Genomic DNA, 17279 nt, shown 5'->3' on the forward strand with positions numbered 1-17279 from the left:
CCCTGCCTCTAGTAGGACTTCGGCAGACCCAGCGAATGCTGGGCAACGAAGTTGAGGATCATCTCGCGGCTCACCGGTGCGATCCGCCCGATGCGGGCAGCTCCGAGCATTGCCGACAGGCCGTACTCCTTGGTCAGTCCGCCACCGCCGTGCGTCTGGATCGCCTGGTCGAGAGCCTTGATCGAGGCCTCGCCTGCTGCGTACTTCGCCATGTTCGCGGCCTCGGCGGCCCCGAAGTCATCGCCGCTGTCGTAGAGGGCTGCTGCCTTCTGCATCATCAGCTTCGCCAGGTCGAGTTCGATCTTGCACTGCGCGAGCGGATGCGCGATGCCCTGGTGCGCGCCGATCGGCGCCTTCCACACCGTGCGCTCCTTCGCGTACTTCGCTGCCGCCTCGAGGGCCCATCGCCCCATCCCGATCGCCATCGCCGAACCCAGGATCCGTTCGGGGTTCAAGCCGGCGAACAGCTGCATCAGCGCCGCATCCTCGGAACCGACGAGGGCATCCGCCGGAAGCCGCACGTCGTCGAGGAAGAGGGTGAACTGGTGATCGGGTTCGACGATGTCCATCTCCATCGGCGTCGAGACGAGGTTCTCGGAGTCGGTGGGGACGATGAACAGCGCCGGCTTCAGCTTGCCGGTCTTGTGGTCTTCGGTGCGTGCGACCACGAGGACGGCATCTGCCTGGTCGACACCGGAGATGAAGACCTTGTTGCCCCGGAGGATCCAGTCCTCGCCGTCGCGTCGGGCCGTCGTGGTGATCTGGTGCGAGTTCGAGCCCGCGTCGGGTTCGGTGATGGCGAACGCCATGATCTTCGAGCCGTCCGCCAGCCCGGTGAGCCACTCCTGCTTCTGGGCGTCGGTGCCGTATTTGCCGATGATGCTGCCGCAGATCGCGGGCGAAACCACGACGAGCAGCAGCCCGGCGCCCTGCGCGGAGAGTTCCTCTTGCACGAGCGCGAGCTCGTAGATGCCCGCTCCCCCGCCGCCGTACTCCTCCGAGATGTTCACCCCGAGGAAGCCGAGCTTGCCGGCCTCGTTCCACAGTTCGGTCAGCGGCTCGCCCTTGCGCGCCTTCGGCAGGACGTAGTCGACGTAGTTGAAGCGCGTTGCGAGCTTGGACACCGCCGCCCGCAAGTCCTTCTGTTCCTCCGTCTCAATGAAGCTGCTCATGCTCTCTCTCCTTCTGCCCGTGCCTCGTTCGACGCGGGGACTTCCACAACTGCCAGGACAGACCCTACGTCGACCTGCTGGCCGACGACGACAGGTAGTTCGGCAAGCACACCCGACGTCGGCGCCTTCACGGTGTGCTCCATCTTCATCGCCTCGAGCCACAGAATCGGCTGACCGACCTCGACCAGGTCCCCTTGTGCGGCACCCAGGCGGATGACCGCGCCGGGCATGGGTGCCAACAGCGAGCCCTCGGCGACGGACGTCGCCGGGTCGACGAACCGGGGAACCGCCGTGAGCGTCACCGGACCGAGCGGCGAGTCGATGCACACTACGTCGCCGTAGTTGGAGACGTCGAACTGACGCCGCACTCCGGCGAGGTCCAGCACGACTCGATCGGGCGCAGACGAGATCAGTGAAACGTCCTCGAAGTCCTCGGCTCGCATCCCCGATCGGGTCAGCAGGTAGCGAATGTCGTGATCGCCGTGAATACCGCTGTACCGCTTGATCTGTGGCTGCGACGGCAGGTTCCGCCAGCCGCTCGGCAGTCCACCGACGACGGGGGCGACAGCTCGGTTGGCGGCGGCGTCGGCAAGAGCGGCGGCCAACGCGGACAACGACTCGGCGGTCGCGTCGGCAAGCGGACGCGACAGGACGTCGAGCCCGTGGGTGTCGAAGAACGCGGTGTCCGTGTCGCCAGCCAGGAACGCCGGATGCCGCAGGACGTTCACGAGCAGGTCGCGATTGGTCTGCAACCCGTGCAGGCGGGTGCGGGTCAGCGCCGACGCGAGGACCTGCGCGGCCTGTGCGCGAGTGGGCGCGTAGGAAATGACCTTGGCGAGCATCGGGTCGTAGAAGACGCTTACTACCGAGCCGTCCTCGACGCCCGAGTCCAGACGCACACCGGTCCGGTCGAGGATCTCGAATTCGGCTACGTTGCCGGGAATTTCGATGCGTTCGACGGTTCCGCTCTGGGGGCGCCAGCCATGTGCGGGGTCCTCGGCGTAGAGGCGGACCTCGATCGAATGTCCTCGAAATGCCGGTGGCTCGGCCGGCAGCTCGGCACCACCGGCGATCTGAAGCTGCAACTCCACGAGGTCGAGTCCGGTGGTGCACTCGGTGACCGGGTGCTCCACCTGGAGGCGGGTGTTCATCTCGAGGAAGAAGAAGTCACCCTGTTCGTCGGCGAGGAATTCGACGGTTCCGGCTCCCTGGTATTCGATGGCCCCGGCCGCGAGCCGCGCAGCCTCGAACAGCTTGGCACGCATGGCCGGAAGCCGCTCGACGAGTGGCGACGGTGCTTCCTCGACCACCTTCTGGTGCCGACGTTGGATCGAGCACTCGCGCTCCCCGACGGCCCACACCGTGCCGTGCTGGTCGGCCATCACCTGGACCTCGATGTGACGTCCCGTCTCGAGGTAGCGCTCGCAGAACACCGTCGGATCACCGAACGCGGACTGCGCTTCGCGGCGGGCCGCGTCGATCTCGTGAGACAGTTTCGACAGATCGCGCACGACGCGCATGCCGCGGCCGCCACCACCGGCGGATGCCTTGACCAGCACCGGCAGGTCGGCCTCGGTCACTGCGTCGGGATCGAGTTCCGCGAGAACCGGAACACCGGCCTCGGCCATGATGCGCTTGGACTCGACCTTCGAGCCCATCAGCTCGATCGCCTTGGCGGGCGGCCCGATCCACGTCAACCCGGCGGCCTGAACGGCCTGAGCGAAATCGGCATTCTCCGAGAGGAATCCATATCCGGGATGGATCGAGTCGGCTCCGGATGCCTTGGCCGCAGCGATGATCGCGTCGGCCCGTAGGTACGTATCGGCGGGGACCGCACCCGGCAGTCGGACCGCCGCGTCCGCGTCGGCGATGTGTGGGCTGTCGGCGTCCGGGTCGGAGAACACGGCTACGGTTCCGACGCCCGAGCGGCGGCACGTCGCGAAGACCCGGCGGGCGATCTCGCCGCGGTTGGCGACCAGAACGGAAGTGATGTCTGAATTGCTCACGCTGGTCCTACTCACATCCGGAAGACACCGAAGTTCTCGGTGCCCTCGATCGGGGCGTTGGCAATGGCCGACAGGCACATTCCCACCACCGTGCGGGTGTCGCGGGGATCGATGACGCCGTCGTCGTACAGGCGCCCGGACAGGAACGTCGGCAACGACTCCGCCTCGATCTGGTTCTCGATCATCGCTCGCATACCCGCGTCGGCCTCCTCGTCGAAGACCTGGCCGCGCGCCTCGGCCGACGCGCGCCCGACGATCGAGATCACGCCCGCGAGTTGCGCACCGCCCATAACTGCGGACTTGGAACTGGGCCATGCGAACAGGAAGCGGGGATCGAATGCGCGCCCGCACATGCCGTAGTGGCCGGCGCCGTATGACGCACCGAGCAGGATCGAGATGTGCGGGACGGTCGAGTTGGCGACCGCATTGATCATCATCGAGCCGTGCTTGACCATGCCCCTTTCCTCGTACTCCTTGCCCACCATGTAACCGGTGGTGTTGTGCAGGAACAGAAGTGGCGTGTTCGATCGGTTGGCCAGCTGGATGAACTGTGTGGCCTTCTGTGACTCCTCGCTGAACAGGACGCCGCGCGCGTTGGCGAGGATGCCGATGGGGTAGCCGTGCAACTCGGCCCACCCGGTCACGAGCGACGAGCCGTAGAGCGGCTTGAACTCGTCGAAGTCGGAGCCGTCGACGATGCGTGCGATCACCTCGCGCGGATCGAACGGAATCTTCAGGTCCGGCGGGACGATGCCGAGCAGCTCCTCGGGGTCCTCCAAGGGTTCGATCACCTCGGCCCGCGGCGCCGGCCCCTGCTTCTTCCAGTTGAGACGCCGGACGATGCTGCGGCCGATGCGGATCGCGTCCTGCTCGTCGACCGCGAAGTAGTCGGCCAGACCGGAGGTCCGGGCGTGCATCTCGGCACCGCCGAGCGATTCGTCGTCGGACTCCTCGCCGGTCGCCATCTTCACCAGCGGGGGCCCGGCCAGGAAGACCTTGGAGCGTTCCTTGATCATCACGACGTGGTCGGACATGCCCGGGATGTAGGCGCCACCCGCGGTGGAGTTGCCGAAGACGAGCGCAATGGTCGGGATGCCGGCCGCCGACAACTGGGTCAGGTCACGGAACATCCGTCCACCCGGGATGAATACTTCCTTCTGCGTCGGCAGGTCGGCACCACCGGACTCGACGAGCGAGATCACCGGCAGCCGGTTCTGGAGCGCGATGTCGTTAGCTCGGAAGCCCTTCTTGAGCGTCCAGGGGTTGGACGTACCACCGCGGACCGTGGGATCGTTCGCGACGATCAGGCACTCGACACCGCTGACGACGCCGATGCCGACGACAGTGGACCCACCCACGGGGAACTCGGTGCCCCACGCGGCGAGCGGAGACAGTTCCAGGAAGGGAGAGTCCGGATCGAGCAGGAGTTCGATTCGCTCCCGGGCGAGCAGTTTGCCCCGGGCGTGGTGCCGCTCGATGTACTTCTCCCCGCCTCCGGCAAGGGCTTTCGCGTGCTCGGCCTCGAGTTCGACGAGCTTGGTCGTCATCGACTCCGCCGCCGACTGGTACTCCGGCGAGTTCGTATCCAGCGCCGACTTCAGAATCGTCATGACTGGTACCCCAGACGCTTGGCCGCCAGCGAGGTAAGGATCTCCGTCGTCCCGCCCCCGATACCCAGAATTCGCATGTCTCGGTACTGCCTCTCCACTTCACACTCTGCCATGTAGCCCATGCCGCCGAACAACTGCACCGCCTGGTTGGCCACCCACTCGCCCGCCTCGACAGCGGTGTTCTTGGCAAAACACACTTCCGCGACCAAGTCCTCGTTCGATGTGAGCGAACGTTCCACGAGGGTACGGGTGTAGACGCGGGCGACGTCCACACGCCGCGTCATCTCGGTGAGGGTGGTCTGCACGCCCTGCCGAGAGATCAGCGGACGCCCGAACGTCTCCCGGTCGCGGCACCACTGCAGGGTCAGGTCCAAGCACCGCTGCGCGCTCGCGTACGCCTGGACGGCCAGAGCGATACGTTCGGTGAGGAACGCCTGCGCAATCTGCGCGAACCCCGTGTTCTCCTCGCCCACTAGATTCTGTACCGGAACCCGGGCGTCGACGAACGCCAGCTCCGCGGTGTCCGATGCCCGCCAGCCCATCTTGTCCAGCTTGCGAGCCACCTCGAACCCCGGTGTGCCCTTCTCGATCACCAGCAACGACACCCCGGCGGCGCCCGCACCGCCAGTGCGGACCGCGGTGACGACGAAGTCTGCGCGAACGGCCGAGGTGATGAACGTCTTGGCGCCGTTGACGACGTAGTGGTCGCCGTCCCGCACCGCCGTCGTCCGCAGGTGCCCGACGTCCGAGCCGCCTCCCGGTTCGGTGATCGCCAGCGAACCGATCTTCTCGCCCGCGAGGGTGGGCCGTACCCATCGGTCGATCTGGCGCTCGTCACCCGCCGCAATGAGATGCGGCAAGGCGATTCCGCAGGTGAACAAGGACGCGAACAACCCGCCGGAAGCGCCGGCCTCGTGCATCTCCTCACAGATCAGCATGGCATCGACAAAATCGCCACCATCGCCTCCGACGGCCTCGGGAAAGCCTGCGCCGAGCAGGCCCAACCCGGCCGACTTGCGATGCAACTCCTGTGGGATCTCGCCGTCACGCTCCCAGTCGTCGAGGTGCGGGAGGATCTCCTGCTCGACGAAACCGCGGACGGTCTTGCGCAACTGCCGACGCTCGGGCGTCTCCCACACACTCATACGTGTCCTTCCTGGTGGGCTCCGGCGGCACTGGGGACCAGGTCGGCGGGGATCTCGATGTGCCGGCTGCGCAGCCACTCGCCGAGGCCCTTGGCCTGCGGATCGAACCGGGCCTGCGACGCGACACCGCGGCCGAGGATGCCCTCGATCACGAAGTTGACGGCCCGAAGATTCGGCAGTACGTGTCGAACGACGTCGAGTTCCTTCGCCTCCGGCAGCATCCGCTTCACCTCGTCGACGGTGAGGGCGTCGACCAACCAGCGCCACTGTTCGTCGGTACGGACCCACACGCCGACGTTGGCGTTGCCGCCCTTGTCACCGCTGCGGGCGGCCGCGATCGTCCCGAGCGGGACGGTCACGGTCTCGGACGAGGTGGGCGCCTCGGGAACCGCGGGCTCGGGCACTTCCTCGAGGGCTCGTGTCTGTGGGCTGGGGGCGATGTCGACGCGGGTGCCGTCGGGCAGGACCGCCACGTGCGGCACCTGGTCCGCATCGACGTAGCCGGGTGTGAACACCGCATACGGCTGACCATTCGACGGCGGCGCCGTGAGCGTGAATCCCGGGTAGCTCGCGAGCGCGAGTTCGACCGCGGCCGACGAGAACGCGCGCCCGACGACGTTGGGATCGGTGTCACGGACGGTGCAGCGAAGCAGCGCGCTCGCGGCCTCCTCGGTGTCGGCGTCCGGGTGATCGGTCCGCGCGAGCGTCCACTCGAGTTCTTGGGGCTTGCGCCCAAGCCACGAATCCATCTGCTGCCGAACCAGTTCGGCCTTGGCCTCGATGTCCAGGCCAGTGAGTACGAACGTGGCCTCGTTCCGGAAGCCGGCGAGCGCATTGAGAGACACCTTGTACTGCGGCGGTGGCGCTTCACCGGTGACATCGGAGATCCGGACCCGATCGGGTCCGTCGTTGGACACCTGGACCGAGTCCATCCGCGCGGTGACGTCGGGTCCGGCGTAGCGCCCACACGCGATCTCGTACAGCAACTGTGCGGTGACCGTGTCGACGGTCACCGCTCCCCCGGTCCCTGCGTGCTTGGTGATCACCGAGGAGCCGTCGGCGTCGATCTCCGCGATCGGAAAGCCGGGGCGCGTGAGGTCGGGGATCTCGGTGAACCACGAGTAGTTGCCGCCGGTGGCCTGCGTGCCACACTCGATCACGTGCCCGGCGACCACGGCCCCCGCCAACTTGTCGAATTCGTCTCGCGCCCAGCCGAAGTGCGCCGCCGCGGGTCCGACGATCACCGACGCGTCGGTGACCCGACCGGTGACGACGACGTCTGCGCCGGCGTTCAGGCACTCCACGATGCCCCACGCTCCGAGGTAGGCATTGGCGGTCAGCGGCGGCGTCGCCGGGTCGCCCTGGCGGTCGAGTCCGAGTTCCGCAGCCCGCGCGATCAGGTCGTCGCCCTCGACGTGGGCGATTCGTGCGCTGAGCCCGAGCCGGTCCGCGACCTCCCGTAGGGCGTCGGCGAGCCCGACCGGGTTCACTCCACCGGCGTTGGTCACGATCTTCACCCCACGGTCCAGGGCGAGCCCGAGGCAGTCCTCGGCCTGGCGCAGGAACGTCTTCGCGTAACCGCGCGACGGGTCCTTCATCCGGTCGCGACCCAGGATCAGCATGGTGAGTTCGGCGAGGTAATCGCCAGTCAGGTAGTCGAGGTCGCCACCCTCGAGCATCTCGCGCATCGCGGAGTACCGATCGCCGTAGAACCCCGAGCAGTTGCCGATGCGCACACTCACTGCGCGGCCTCTGCCCCTGCTGCCTCGAACCCGCCGGTCTGCGCAGCGTGTTCACTGCGGCCCGAGCCGGGCGGACCAGCGAAAGCCTGCGCGATGTCGAGCCATCGGTCTGCATCGGCGCCCACCGCCTGCAAGGCGGTGTCGACGCGGTGGACGCGCTGCGTCACGAGCAGACAGAAGTCCTCTGCCGGACCGGTCACCCGCTGCGGCGCCTCCTCCTCGCCCCACGCCCAGATGGTTCCGTCCGGTGCGTTCAACTCCACCCGGAACTCGTCGGCGGGCGGGGTGAGCTCGTGGACGGTGTACGCGAAGTTGCGGGTCCGGACACCCAGGCGCGCAATGTGCTTGAGCCGGCCGGTCGGCTCGACCGTCAACCCGAGAGTGTCCGCCACGTCGCGCCCGTGAGCCCATGTCTCCATCAACCGAGCGGTCGCCATGGATGCCACACTCATCGGCGGCCCGAACCAGGGCAGCTTGGTTCCGGCCGGGACGCTCAGCAGCACCTCGGCGAGCTTCTCGCGGGTGGTTCGCCAGTCGGCCAGGAGCTCGTTCGGAGGCCTCCGCGCCTCTACTTCGGCGCCCTCGTCGACAAAGCCGAGCGGGTTCTTCCATGCCTCGGCGAGTTGTGCCGCGAAGGCGTCCTCATCGGTAGCCGCGATCAGTGCAGCTCGGTCGGTCCACGCGAGATGTCCGATCTGATGCGCGACGGTCCAGCCTTCCGCTGGTGTCGTCAGGGTCCACTGCTCGTCGGGCAGGTCCGCGACCAGCGCATCGAGCGCTGCGCCTTCTGCGCTCAGGTCATCGACGATCTTGTTCAGGTCAGCCACACACCCCTCCTCGAATGCCTTGACCAGCATCACACCGGGGTGATCAAAAATCAAGCAGTGCTGATTGTTTATCCTGTTGCCCGCACCCTCTCCTCGCGAACGGTGCGGGTCACGCCGTCATGTTGGCAGTGGTGGGCCAGGTGCGGCGGCCGCCGGAAAGCGACCACTGCAGATCCGGCACATGGGTGACCCGATCGTGCCGCTCGACGGTGAAGTTTGTGATCGGCAGACGCTCCACTGTGGTCGATTCGGCGAGCATGTTCCCCGCGACGCCCTGTTCGAAGACCGAGAACGCTGTGTGGTTGACCGAATTGACAGCGACCTGCAGCGCAGAGAGTGCGGTGTCGTGCGGGCCGAACTCGGCGAGCGTGTGACCGCCGCCGATGGTGGTGCCCACCACCGCGTAGTAGTGCCAGTGCGAAGCATTGTCCGGGTTGTGTGTGACGCCAGGCTCTGCAGCCATGATGCGCCCCTTCCCTGTTCGAGGCTCCTGTGGCCAGGATAGGACCGGCCGCCGACAGGATCGACGTGGCACGCCGAGGCTGGCTCGAACACCCCTAGGGCCCCCGGGCGAGGAATCGCTCGGGGGCCCTAGGGAGTCCGCGTGAGAGTCCGCAGTGTCAATGCATCATCGCTGGCTGAACGTCCTCGGTCGTCGGCGTGGAGCGCCGGCGGGGGAGGAAGAACGCCGGAACCAACGTCACCGCGGCGATTAAGAATGCCACCGTGAAGGTGCCTGCGAACGCATCCGCCGCAGCGCCGAATCCCTGTTCGAGCATCGGCTGTGGAACCTGCTCCGCAATCGCCGGCTCCTCGCGGGAGGCGATCGCCGTGCCGGCATCGGGCCGGTCCAGCAGCTGGTTCGTCAGCACCATGGACATCGTCGCGGTACCGATCGAGCCGGCAGTCTGCTGGACGATATTCATCAGGGTCGAACCACGGGCGATCATCTCGTTCTCGAGGGTGACCAGCGCAGCCGTCATCAGCGGCATCATGGTGCAGCCCATGCCGAGACCCATCACGAACAGCGACCCGGTCAACAGCAGGTACGACGAATCCGCAGTCAGCTGGGTGAACGTCGACAGGCCGAGCGCGATCAGCGGCAAACCCGTCAGGACGATCTTGCCCGAGCCGATCTTGTCGACCAGCCGCCCGGCGATCGGCATCGTCACCATCGCACCGATGCCCTGCGGGGCCAACAACAGACCCGCGGCCAATGCGGACTCACCGCGCACCTGGATGAAGTAGCTCGGGAACAACAGGCCCGCACCCATGAACGCGATGATGAACATCGTCGTGGTCGTGACCGCAATCGTCAGCTGCCGGTTCTCGAACAGGTGCAGATCGATCAGCGGGTGGTCCTTGCTGAGTGAGTGGAAGACGAAACCCAGGATCAGCGCGAGTCCGAGACCCGCCGAGACCAGCACCCGAGCCGAGGCGATCGTGCCCACCTCCGGGATCGACGAGACTCCGAAGAGGAAGAGCGCCAGACCCGGCGAGAGCAGCAGCATGCCGACGACGTCGAAGGTCTGGGACGGGCTCGGCTCGTCCTTGGGCAGCAGCCTCACCGCAGCAGCCAGAGCAACTAGACCGACGGGCAGGTTGATGAGGAAGATCCAGTGCCAGCTGGCGACGTCGATCAACCAGCCGCCCAGGATGGGGCCGCCGATCGGGCCGAGGAGCATCGGAATCCCCAGCACCGCCATGACCCGACCGACCCGATCCGGGCCGGCCGCGCGGGTCATGATCGTCATACCGAGCGGCATCAGCATGCCTCCGCCGAGGCCCTGGATCACCCGGAAGGCGATGAGCGACGTGATGTCCCATGCGAACGCGCAGGCCACCGAGCCGATCACGAACAAGATCAGCGCGGTGATGTACAGCCGCTTGGTGCCGAAGCGGTCGGCCGCCCAGCCCGTGGCCGGGATGACCGTGGCCAGTGCGAGCGTGTAGGCGGTCATGGTCCAAGCGACGGCAGCCATGGTCGCGTCGAACTCTTGCGAGAACGTCGTCAATGCGACGCTGACGACGGTCACGTCGAGGATGGACATGATGGCTCCGAGCACCACCACGGATGAGATCTTCAAGACCGCGCCGTCGATCTTGTCCGACTCCCGTGCCCCCGATCGGGGCTCGGACGTCGAGTTGGGCGTCGTCATGTGCAGAGTTCCTGACTTCGGGCCCGCGAGGCGTCGCCCGCGAGAGGGTTGAATGATCCCGAGCAACCGCCTTCGGTTCGGCTCGCTCAGCCCACCGAACACTCGGAAATCGTCATGTTTGCCCTCGGCGACCCCGCCGTGGCCCGTTCACGACACCATGCCACTGTGACAAGCAGCAACGGATTTTCGCGGGATCCGAATCCCTACGTGAGCAGGAGCACACTCACTCCTGGACGAGGACGGCCTTTCCGAGCACACGACCGGCCTCGAGATCCGCGAGAGCCTGCGCGGCCGACGCCAGCGGATACCGAGCTTTCACGACCGGGCGCAGCCCCGCGCTGACGTGCTCGAGCAGTGCAGCATGCGTCTTGGCGAGTGCGGACGGATCGTGCGGCAGGAATTCACCCCACGCGGCGCCGACGATGCTGATGTTCCGGAACAGGACCCGATTCAGCTTGACCGACGGGATGTCCCCGCCCGCGAAACCGATCACGACCAGTCGCCCCTCGGCCGCGAGGGTCCGGACGGCGTCGTCGAAGGCGTCCCCGCCAACGGGGTCGACGACGACGTCGGCGCCGCGACCCCCGGTGAGTTCCCGGACCCGACCGGCCCATCCTTCGGTCAGCCGGACGACGTCGTCGGCGCCGATCTCACGCAGGAAGTCGTCGGCACCATCACGGCGCACCACCGCGATCACCCGGGCGCCGTGCGCCTTCGCCAGCTGGATCGTCGACGTCCCGACGCCTCCCGCCGCGCCGAGGACCACAACGGTCTCCCCCCGCCGCAGGTTGGCGCGGCGTCCGAGCGCGAACTCCATCGTCTGATAGTTGATGATCAGCGAAGCCGCTTCCTCGAAGCTCAGGTCGTCGGGGATCGGCAGCACCACCGCGGGATGGACCGCAACGCGCTCGGCGTATCCGCCGAGACTGGACACCGCCAGCACCCGCTGACCTTGTTCGAACCCGCTGCCCTCCGGTGCGCTCATGACGACGCCGGCCACCTCAGTACCGGGCACGAACGGCGGCTGCGGGGCATGCTGGTACTTGCCATAGCTGATGAGCAGGTCCGGGAAGCACACGCCACTGGCCTTTACATCGATCAGGACCAGCCCGTCCGAATCCGGTTCGGGCAGATCCTGCACCTCCATCGCCGACGGCCCCTTCAGCTCCGTCACCACCACTGCGCGCACTTTCCACCTCCGAATCTGTAGGGCCCGGATGCCCTCCCGACGACGCTACCTAGCCGGGCAGCCCGCGACCGAACGGGGTGACGGCCGGCCGATCAGCTGCCACAATCGCTGGCGACAACCACAGAGACTGATGGGAAAACCGTGGCTTCCGAGCAGATCGCCCCCGTAACGCAGACCGTCACCGCAGCGCAGGTTCTCGCGCCTTCGCCACCACCTGAGCTCTGTTTCGAGACGTCCCGCCCCATCCGCACCGGAGACGTCGACACCGAGTACCGCCTGCGACTGGATGGCATCGCCCGCTACTTGCAGGACATGGGCACGGACAACCTGGCTGCCTTCGGATTCGAGGAGACCGACCCCTTGTGGGTGGTCCGACGCACCGTGATCGACGTGCACCGCCCCGCGGTGTGGCCCGATCGGGTCCGCCTGCGCCGCTGGTGTGCCGCCCACTCCACCCGATGGTCGTCGATGCGGGTCCAGCTGAACAACGACGAAAACGCCCTGATCGAGACCGAGGCCTTCTGGATCAACATCGGGACCGAGACCGGGATGCCAGCGCGGATCAGTGACGGCCTACTCGAGCGCCTGGCACTCACTTCCAACGAACACCGACTCCGATGGAAGCCGTGGCTACCCTCGATGCCCCCCGAAACGGACGAGCGGGAAGATCGTGACCAGATCTTCCACCTCCGGGTCACCGACATCGACCCGTTCAATCACGTCAACAACGCTGCCTACTGGCACGCGGTGGAGGAATGCCTGGCTGAGCGACCGGATCTGCTCGAGGCGCCGTACCGGGCGGTCGTCGAGCACCTGAGCCCCATCTTCGCGCGTGATCAGGTCATGCTCCACTCGAGAACTGACGACTCGTCGCTAGCACTGTGGTTCCTCGTCGACGGCGAGGTGCGGGCGACGGCTCGGGTCGAGCGTTTGGAGGCGCGCTCCGAGTGACTTCACCCGCCCTCGGCTCACGGCGACCCCACCGGCACTCGACGTACCGCGCCGAGGCCTCAGATCACCTTCTTGGCGACAAAGGCGATCAGCGCGACCACCACCGCGAACACTAGCGCGGTCCCGAAGCCGAGCAGCCACCACAGCACGCCGAACACGACCAGGGCGGGTGCCGCGGTGATCAGCGCGATCGTTGGGCTCTCCCGCACAACTTCGAGTGCCGACTCGGCCTTGGTTCGATCGATCTTCTTACCGGCCATCTCGTCTCCATTCGTCGTACCACCCAAATCGGGCGGGTGTCGTCGAGGGTAGTCGCGGCGCCAAGCCACGGAAACAGGAGAAGGCCCCACCCCCGAAGAGAAAGGGGTGGGGCCTTTGCCTGCGGCGTGAAGTCGACGAGTCCCGGGACTCGTCAACGACCCACGCGAGCCGAACGACTACCGGTAGTCGTTGCTGAACCCGTAGTCGTCGAGCGGAACCGCAGCACCGGTGCCCTGGCCGAAGCCGTCCGGCGTGTAGTACTGGTCCTCGTAGGACGGCACCGCGTACGCGGCAGCCCGCGCTTCCTCGGTGGGCTGAACCTGGATGTTGCGGTACCGGTTGATGCCGGTACCCGCCGGGATCAGCTTTCCGATGATCACGTTCTCCTTGAGACCGACCAGCTTGTCCGAGCGGCAGTTGATCGCCGCATCGGTCAGCACGCGGGTGGTCTCCTGGAACGACGCGGCCGACAGCCACGAGTCCGTCGCGAGCGACGCCTTCGTGATGCCCATCAGCACAGGACGGCCGGCCGCAGGCTCACCGCCCTCGGATACGACGCGCCGGTTCGCGGCCTCGAACTCGCTGCGTTCGACCAGCGAACCGGGCAGGAACTCCGTCGAGCCCGAATCGATGATCGTCACGCGGCGCAGCATTTGGCGCACGATGACCTCGATGTGCTTGTCGTGGATCGACACACCCTGGCTCCGGTACACCTCCTGGACCTCGTTGACGAGGTGGATCTGCACCTGACGCGAGCCCATCACACGCAGCACCTCGTGTGGGTCTGCAGCGCCTTCCATGAGCTGCTGACCAACCTCGACGTGGTCGCCATCCGCCAGCAGACGCTCGGTGCCGTCCTCGTGCTGGAACACGCGCAGACGCTGACGCTTCGAGAGCTTGTCGTAGACAATCTCTTCGCCACCGTCATCCGGGATGATGGTGATCTTGTAGAAGCGTTCGCCATCCTCGAGCTGCACCCGGCCGGACACATCCGCGATGGGCGCCTTGCCCTTCGGGACGCGAGCCTCGAACAGCTCCTGGACACGCGGCAGACCGCCGGTGATGTCGGCCGCACCGGCCGCACCGCCCTGGTGGAACGTGCGCATGGTCAACTGGGTGCCGGGCTCGCCGATCGACTGCGCGGCGACGATACCGACCGCCTCACCGATGTCGACGAGCTTGCCGGTCGCCATCGAGCGGCCGTAGCAGGTGGCACACACACCGGTCGCGGTGGTGCAGGTGAGGACCGAGCGGACCTTGACCTCCGTGACCCCCGCCTCGAGAAGCGCGTCGATGGCCGGATCGCCCAGGTCGTGACCACGCTCGACGATGACGTTGCCCTTCTCGTCGACCGCGTCCGCGGCGAGAGTGCGAGCGTACGTCGAGGTCTCGACATGCGCGTCACGGATGATCGTGCCGTCGGCCTGCTTCTCCGCGATGTGCGTGACGATGCCGCGCTCGGTGCCACAGTCGACCTCGCGGACGATGACGTCCTGTGAGACGTCCACCAGACGACGGGTCAGGTAACCCGAGTCGGCGGTGCGCAGCGCGGTATCGGCCAGGCCCTTGCGAGCGCCGTGGGTGTTGATGAAGTACTCGAGAACGGTCAGGCCCTCCTTGAAGGAGGACTTGATCGGACGCGGGATGAACTCACCCTTCGGGTTCGTCACCAAGCCCTTCATGCCGGCGAGCGAGCGAACCTGCGTCATGTTGCCCGCCGCGCCCGACTTCACGATCATCGGGATCGGGTTGTCGTCGGGGAAGTGGGCCTCCATGACCTTGCCGACCTCGTCGGTGGCCTCCGACCAAATCTTGACCAGAGCGGCGTTGCGCTCGTCGTGGTTGAGGGCACCGCGCTGGTACTTCTTCTCGATCTGGTCGGCGTCCGCCTCGTACTTCTCCATGATCTGCGACTTCTCCGGCGGCACCAGGACGTCGGAGACCGAAACCGTCACGCCGGATCGAGTGGCCCAGTAGAAGCCGGCATCCTTCAGCTTGTCGACGGTCTGCGCGACCACGATCATCGGGTAGCGCTCGGCGAGGTCGTTGATGATCGCCGCCTGACGCTTCTTCGGCATCAGCTCGTTGACGAACGGGTAGTCCGCCGGGAGCAGATCGTTGAACATCACGCGACCGAGCGTGGTCTTGCTGGTCCAGCCTTCGCCGTAGTTCCAGCCCTCGGGGAACAGTTCGGACTCGACATCGCGCGGCGGGCGCTGACGGGTCAGACGGACCTTGATCTTCGCCTGTACCGACAGCACGCCGAGGTCGACGGCCATCTGGGCCTCCGCCGGCGACGAGTACACACCCTGCTCCGCCTGATCGGCCGTGCCCGGCTGGTACTCGCCCAGCGCGCCGTCGACCTGGCGGGTCAGGTGGAACAGACCCGTCACCATGTCCAGACGCGGCATGGCGAGCGGCCGGCCCGACGCCGGCGACAAGATGTTGTTCGACGACAGCATCAGGATGCGCGCCTCGGCCTGCGCCTCCGCCGACAGCGGCAGGTGCACGGCCATCTGGTCACCGTCGAAGTCGGCGTTGAAGGCCTCACACACGAGCGGGTGCAGCTGGATGGCCTTGCCCTCGACGAGTTGCGGCTCGAACGCCTGGATGCCGAGGCGGTGCAGCGTGGGAGCGCGGTTGAGCAGCACGGGGTGCTCGTTGATGACCTCTTCGAGGACGTCCCACACCTGCGGGCGCTGACGCTCGACCATCCGCTTGGCGGACTTGATGTTCTGCGCGTGGTTCAGGTCGACCAGGCGCTTCATGACGAACGGCTTGAACAGCTCGAGCGCCATCAGCTTCGGCAGGCCGCACTGGTGGAGCTTCAGCTGCGGGCCGACGACGATGACGGAGCGGCCGGAGTAGTCGACGCGCTTACCGAGCAGGTTCTGCCGGAACCGGCCCTGCTTGCCCTTGAGCAGGTCGGACAGCGACTTCAGCGGGCGGTTGCCGGGACCGGTCACCGGCCGGCCGCGACGACCGTTGTCGAACAGCGCGTCCACGGACTCCTGCAGCATCCGCTTCTCGTTGTTGACGATGATCTCGGGAGCGCCGAGGTCGATCAGTCGCTTGAGGCGATTGTTGCGGTTGATGACGCGGCGGTACAGGTCGTTCAGGTCGGACGTGGCGAACCTGCCGCCGTCGAGCTGAACCATCGGCCGCAACTCCGGCGGGATCACCGGGACGGCGTCGAGCACCATGCCCATCGGCGAGTTGCCCGACTGCTGGAAAGCAGCGATCACCTTCAGGCGCTTGAGGGCGCGCAGCTTCTTCTGCCCCTTGCCGCTGCGGATGGCCTCGCGCAGCGCATCGGCCTCGGCGTCGATGTCGAAGTTCTCGATGAGCTTCTGGATCGACTCGGCGCCCATCGCCCCGGTGAAGTACTCGCCGTAGCGGTCGACCAGTTCGCGGTACAGCGACTCATCGACGATGAGCTGCTTGATGCTCAGCTTGGTGAACGTGTTCCAGATCTCCTCAAGTCGGTCCAGCTCTCGCTGAGCCCGGTCGCGGATCTGACGCATCTCGCGCTCGCCGCCGTCCTTGACCTTCCGGCGGACGTCGGACTTCGCGCCCTCGGCCTCGAGCTCGGCAATGTCGGCTTCCAGCTTCTGGGCGCGGGCCTCGAGGTCCGCGTCACGCTGGTCGGCGACGGTCTTCTTCTCGACCTCCATCTCCGCCTCGAGCGTCGTGAGCTCGTTGTGGCGCAGTTCATCGTCGACACCGACGATCACGTAGGCCGCGAAATAGATGATCTTCTCGAGGTCCTTGGGAGCCAGGTCCAGCAGGTAGCCGAGCCGGCTCGGTACGCCCTTGAAGTACCAGATGTGGGTGACCGGGGCCGCGAGCTCGATGTGACCCATGCGCTCACGACGAACCTTCGCGCGCGTCACCTCGACGCCGCAGCGTTCGCAGATGATGCCCTTGAACCGGACACGCTTGTACTTGCCGCAGTAGCACTCCCAGTCCCGGGTGGGGCCGAAGATCTTCTCGCAGAAGAGGCCGTCCTTCTCGGGCTTGAGGGTGCGGTAGTTGATGGTCTCCGGCTTCTTGACCTCGCCGTAGGACCAGTTGCGGATGTCCTCGGCGGTCGCGAGACCGATGCGGAGTTCATCGAAGAAGTTGACGTCGAGCACGTAACTTCCTTTCCCCAGAGGGATTGCGGATCAGCGGTGGAGGTCCGCTTTTCCTGACTGCCAATTCAAATGTGCTCTAGC

At 66.5% G+C, this 17279-nt stretch carries 12 protein-coding genes; 1 reads left to right on the plus strand and 11 read right to left on the minus strand.

Annotation, left to right across the window (positions count from 1 at the left end):
• Positions 1-8: 8 nt before the first annotated feature.
• From EGT50_RS12490 to EGT50_RS12530, 9 genes are all read right to left on the minus strand, one after another.
• The gene (locus EGT50_RS12490; protein ID WP_127954994.1) at positions 9-1172 is read right to left on the minus strand and encodes an acyl-CoA dehydrogenase family protein; all 1164 of its coding nucleotides are present in this window, start codon (positions 1170-1172) and stop codon (positions 9-11) included.
• On the minus strand, positions 1169-3178 hold the full coding sequence (locus tag EGT50_RS12495; RefSeq protein WP_127954995.1) for an acetyl/propionyl/methylcrotonyl-CoA carboxylase subunit alpha: 2010 nt from the start codon (positions 3176-3178) through the stop codon (positions 1169-1171). The genes EGT50_RS12490 and EGT50_RS12495 overlap by 4 nt, the downstream gene beginning before the upstream one ends.
• A gap of 11 nt (positions 3179-3189) precedes the next feature.
• Complete coding sequence (locus tag EGT50_RS12500; RefSeq protein WP_127954996.1) at positions 3190-4788, minus strand: acyl-CoA carboxylase subunit beta; 1599 nt, start codon at positions 4786-4788, stop codon at positions 3190-3192.
• A complete protein-coding gene (locus tag EGT50_RS12505) occupies positions 4785-5933 on the minus strand; it encodes an acyl-CoA dehydrogenase family protein (RefSeq protein WP_127954997.1) in 1149 nt (382 codons plus the stop codon). Before EGT50_RS12505 ends, EGT50_RS12500 begins: the two co-directional genes overlap by 4 nt.
• Positions 5930-7675 (minus strand): acyclic terpene utilization AtuA family protein, encoded by a 1746-nt coding sequence (locus EGT50_RS12510; RefSeq protein WP_127954998.1) that lies wholly within the window; start codon positions 7673-7675, stop codon positions 5930-5932. Before EGT50_RS12510 ends, EGT50_RS12505 begins: the two co-directional genes overlap by 4 nt.
• A complete protein-coding gene (locus tag EGT50_RS12515; RefSeq protein ID WP_127954999.1) occupies positions 7672-8502 on the minus strand; it encodes a TIGR03084 family metal-binding protein in 831 nt (276 codons plus the stop codon). The genes EGT50_RS12510 and EGT50_RS12515 overlap by 4 nt, the downstream gene beginning before the upstream one ends.
• 109 nt (positions 8503-8611) lie before the next feature.
• Positions 8612-8965, minus strand: a complete 354-nt coding sequence (locus tag EGT50_RS12520) for a hypothetical protein (protein WP_127955000.1) — start codon at positions 8963-8965, stop codon at positions 8612-8614.
• A gap of 157 nt (positions 8966-9122) precedes the next feature.
• Entirely contained in the window at positions 9123-10661 is a 1539-nt protein-coding gene (locus tag EGT50_RS12525; protein WP_127955001.1) for a DHA2 family efflux MFS transporter permease subunit, read from the minus strand.
• A gap of 223 nt (positions 10662-10884) precedes the next feature.
• Positions 10885-11850: an NADPH:quinone oxidoreductase family protein gene (locus EGT50_RS12530; RefSeq protein WP_127955002.1), complete on the minus strand. Its 966-nt coding sequence runs from the start codon at positions 11848-11850 to the stop codon at positions 10885-10887.
• Positions 11851-11991: 141 nt separating this feature from the next.
• Here EGT50_RS12530 and EGT50_RS12535 point away from each other — a divergent pair, with 141 nt between their 5' ends.
• Complete coding sequence (locus tag EGT50_RS12535) at positions 11992-12801, plus strand: acyl-[acyl-carrier-protein] thioesterase (protein ID WP_127955003.1); 810 nt, start codon at positions 11992-11994, stop codon at positions 12799-12801.
• 59 nt (positions 12802-12860) lie between these two features.
• Here EGT50_RS12535 and EGT50_RS12540 read toward each other — a convergent pair whose 3' ends face one another.
• Both EGT50_RS12540 and EGT50_RS12545 read right to left on the minus strand, forming a co-directional pair.
• Positions 12861-13061 carry a hypothetical protein gene (locus EGT50_RS12540; protein ID WP_127955004.1) on the minus strand — a complete coding sequence of 67 codons (201 nt, stop codon included), beginning with the start codon at positions 13059-13061 and terminating at the stop codon, positions 12861-12863.
• 177 nt (positions 13062-13238) lie between these two features.
• Entirely contained in the window at positions 13239-17198 is a 3960-nt protein-coding gene (locus tag EGT50_RS12545) for a DNA-directed RNA polymerase subunit beta' (protein ID WP_127955005.1), read from the minus strand.
• Between the last annotated feature and the right edge of the window lie 81 nt (positions 17199-17279).

It is taken from the genome of Rhodococcus xishaensis (assembly GCF_004011825.1).
GTDB lineage: Bacteria > Actinomycetota > Actinomycetes > Mycobacteriales > Mycobacteriaceae > Prescottella > Prescottella xishaensis.

Bases quoted from the DNA above. Each gene is read 5' to 3' on its own strand.
- EGT50_RS12490 (WP_127954994.1), bottom strand. From the start codon at position 1,172: ATGAGCAGCTTCATTGAGACGGAGGAACAGAAGGACTTGCGGGCGGCG.
- EGT50_RS12500 (WP_127954996.1), bottom strand. From the start codon at position 4,788: ATGACGATTCTGAAGTCGGCGCTGGATACGAACTCGCCGGAGTACCAG.
- EGT50_RS12505 (WP_127954997.1), bottom strand. From the start codon at position 5,933: ATGAGTGTGTGGGAGACGCCCGAGCGTCGGCAGTTGCGCAAGACCGTC.
- EGT50_RS12520 (WP_127955000.1), bottom strand. From the start codon at position 8,965: ATGGCTGCAGAGCCTGGCGTCACACACAACCCGGACAATGCTTCGCAC.
- EGT50_RS12525 (WP_127955001.1), bottom strand. From the start codon at position 10,661: ATGACGACGCCCAACTCGACGTCCGAGCCCCGATCGGGGGCACGGGAG.
- EGT50_RS12540 (WP_127955004.1), bottom strand. From the start codon at position 13,061: ATGGCCGGTAAGAAGATCGATCGAACCAAGGCCGAGTCGGCACTCGAA.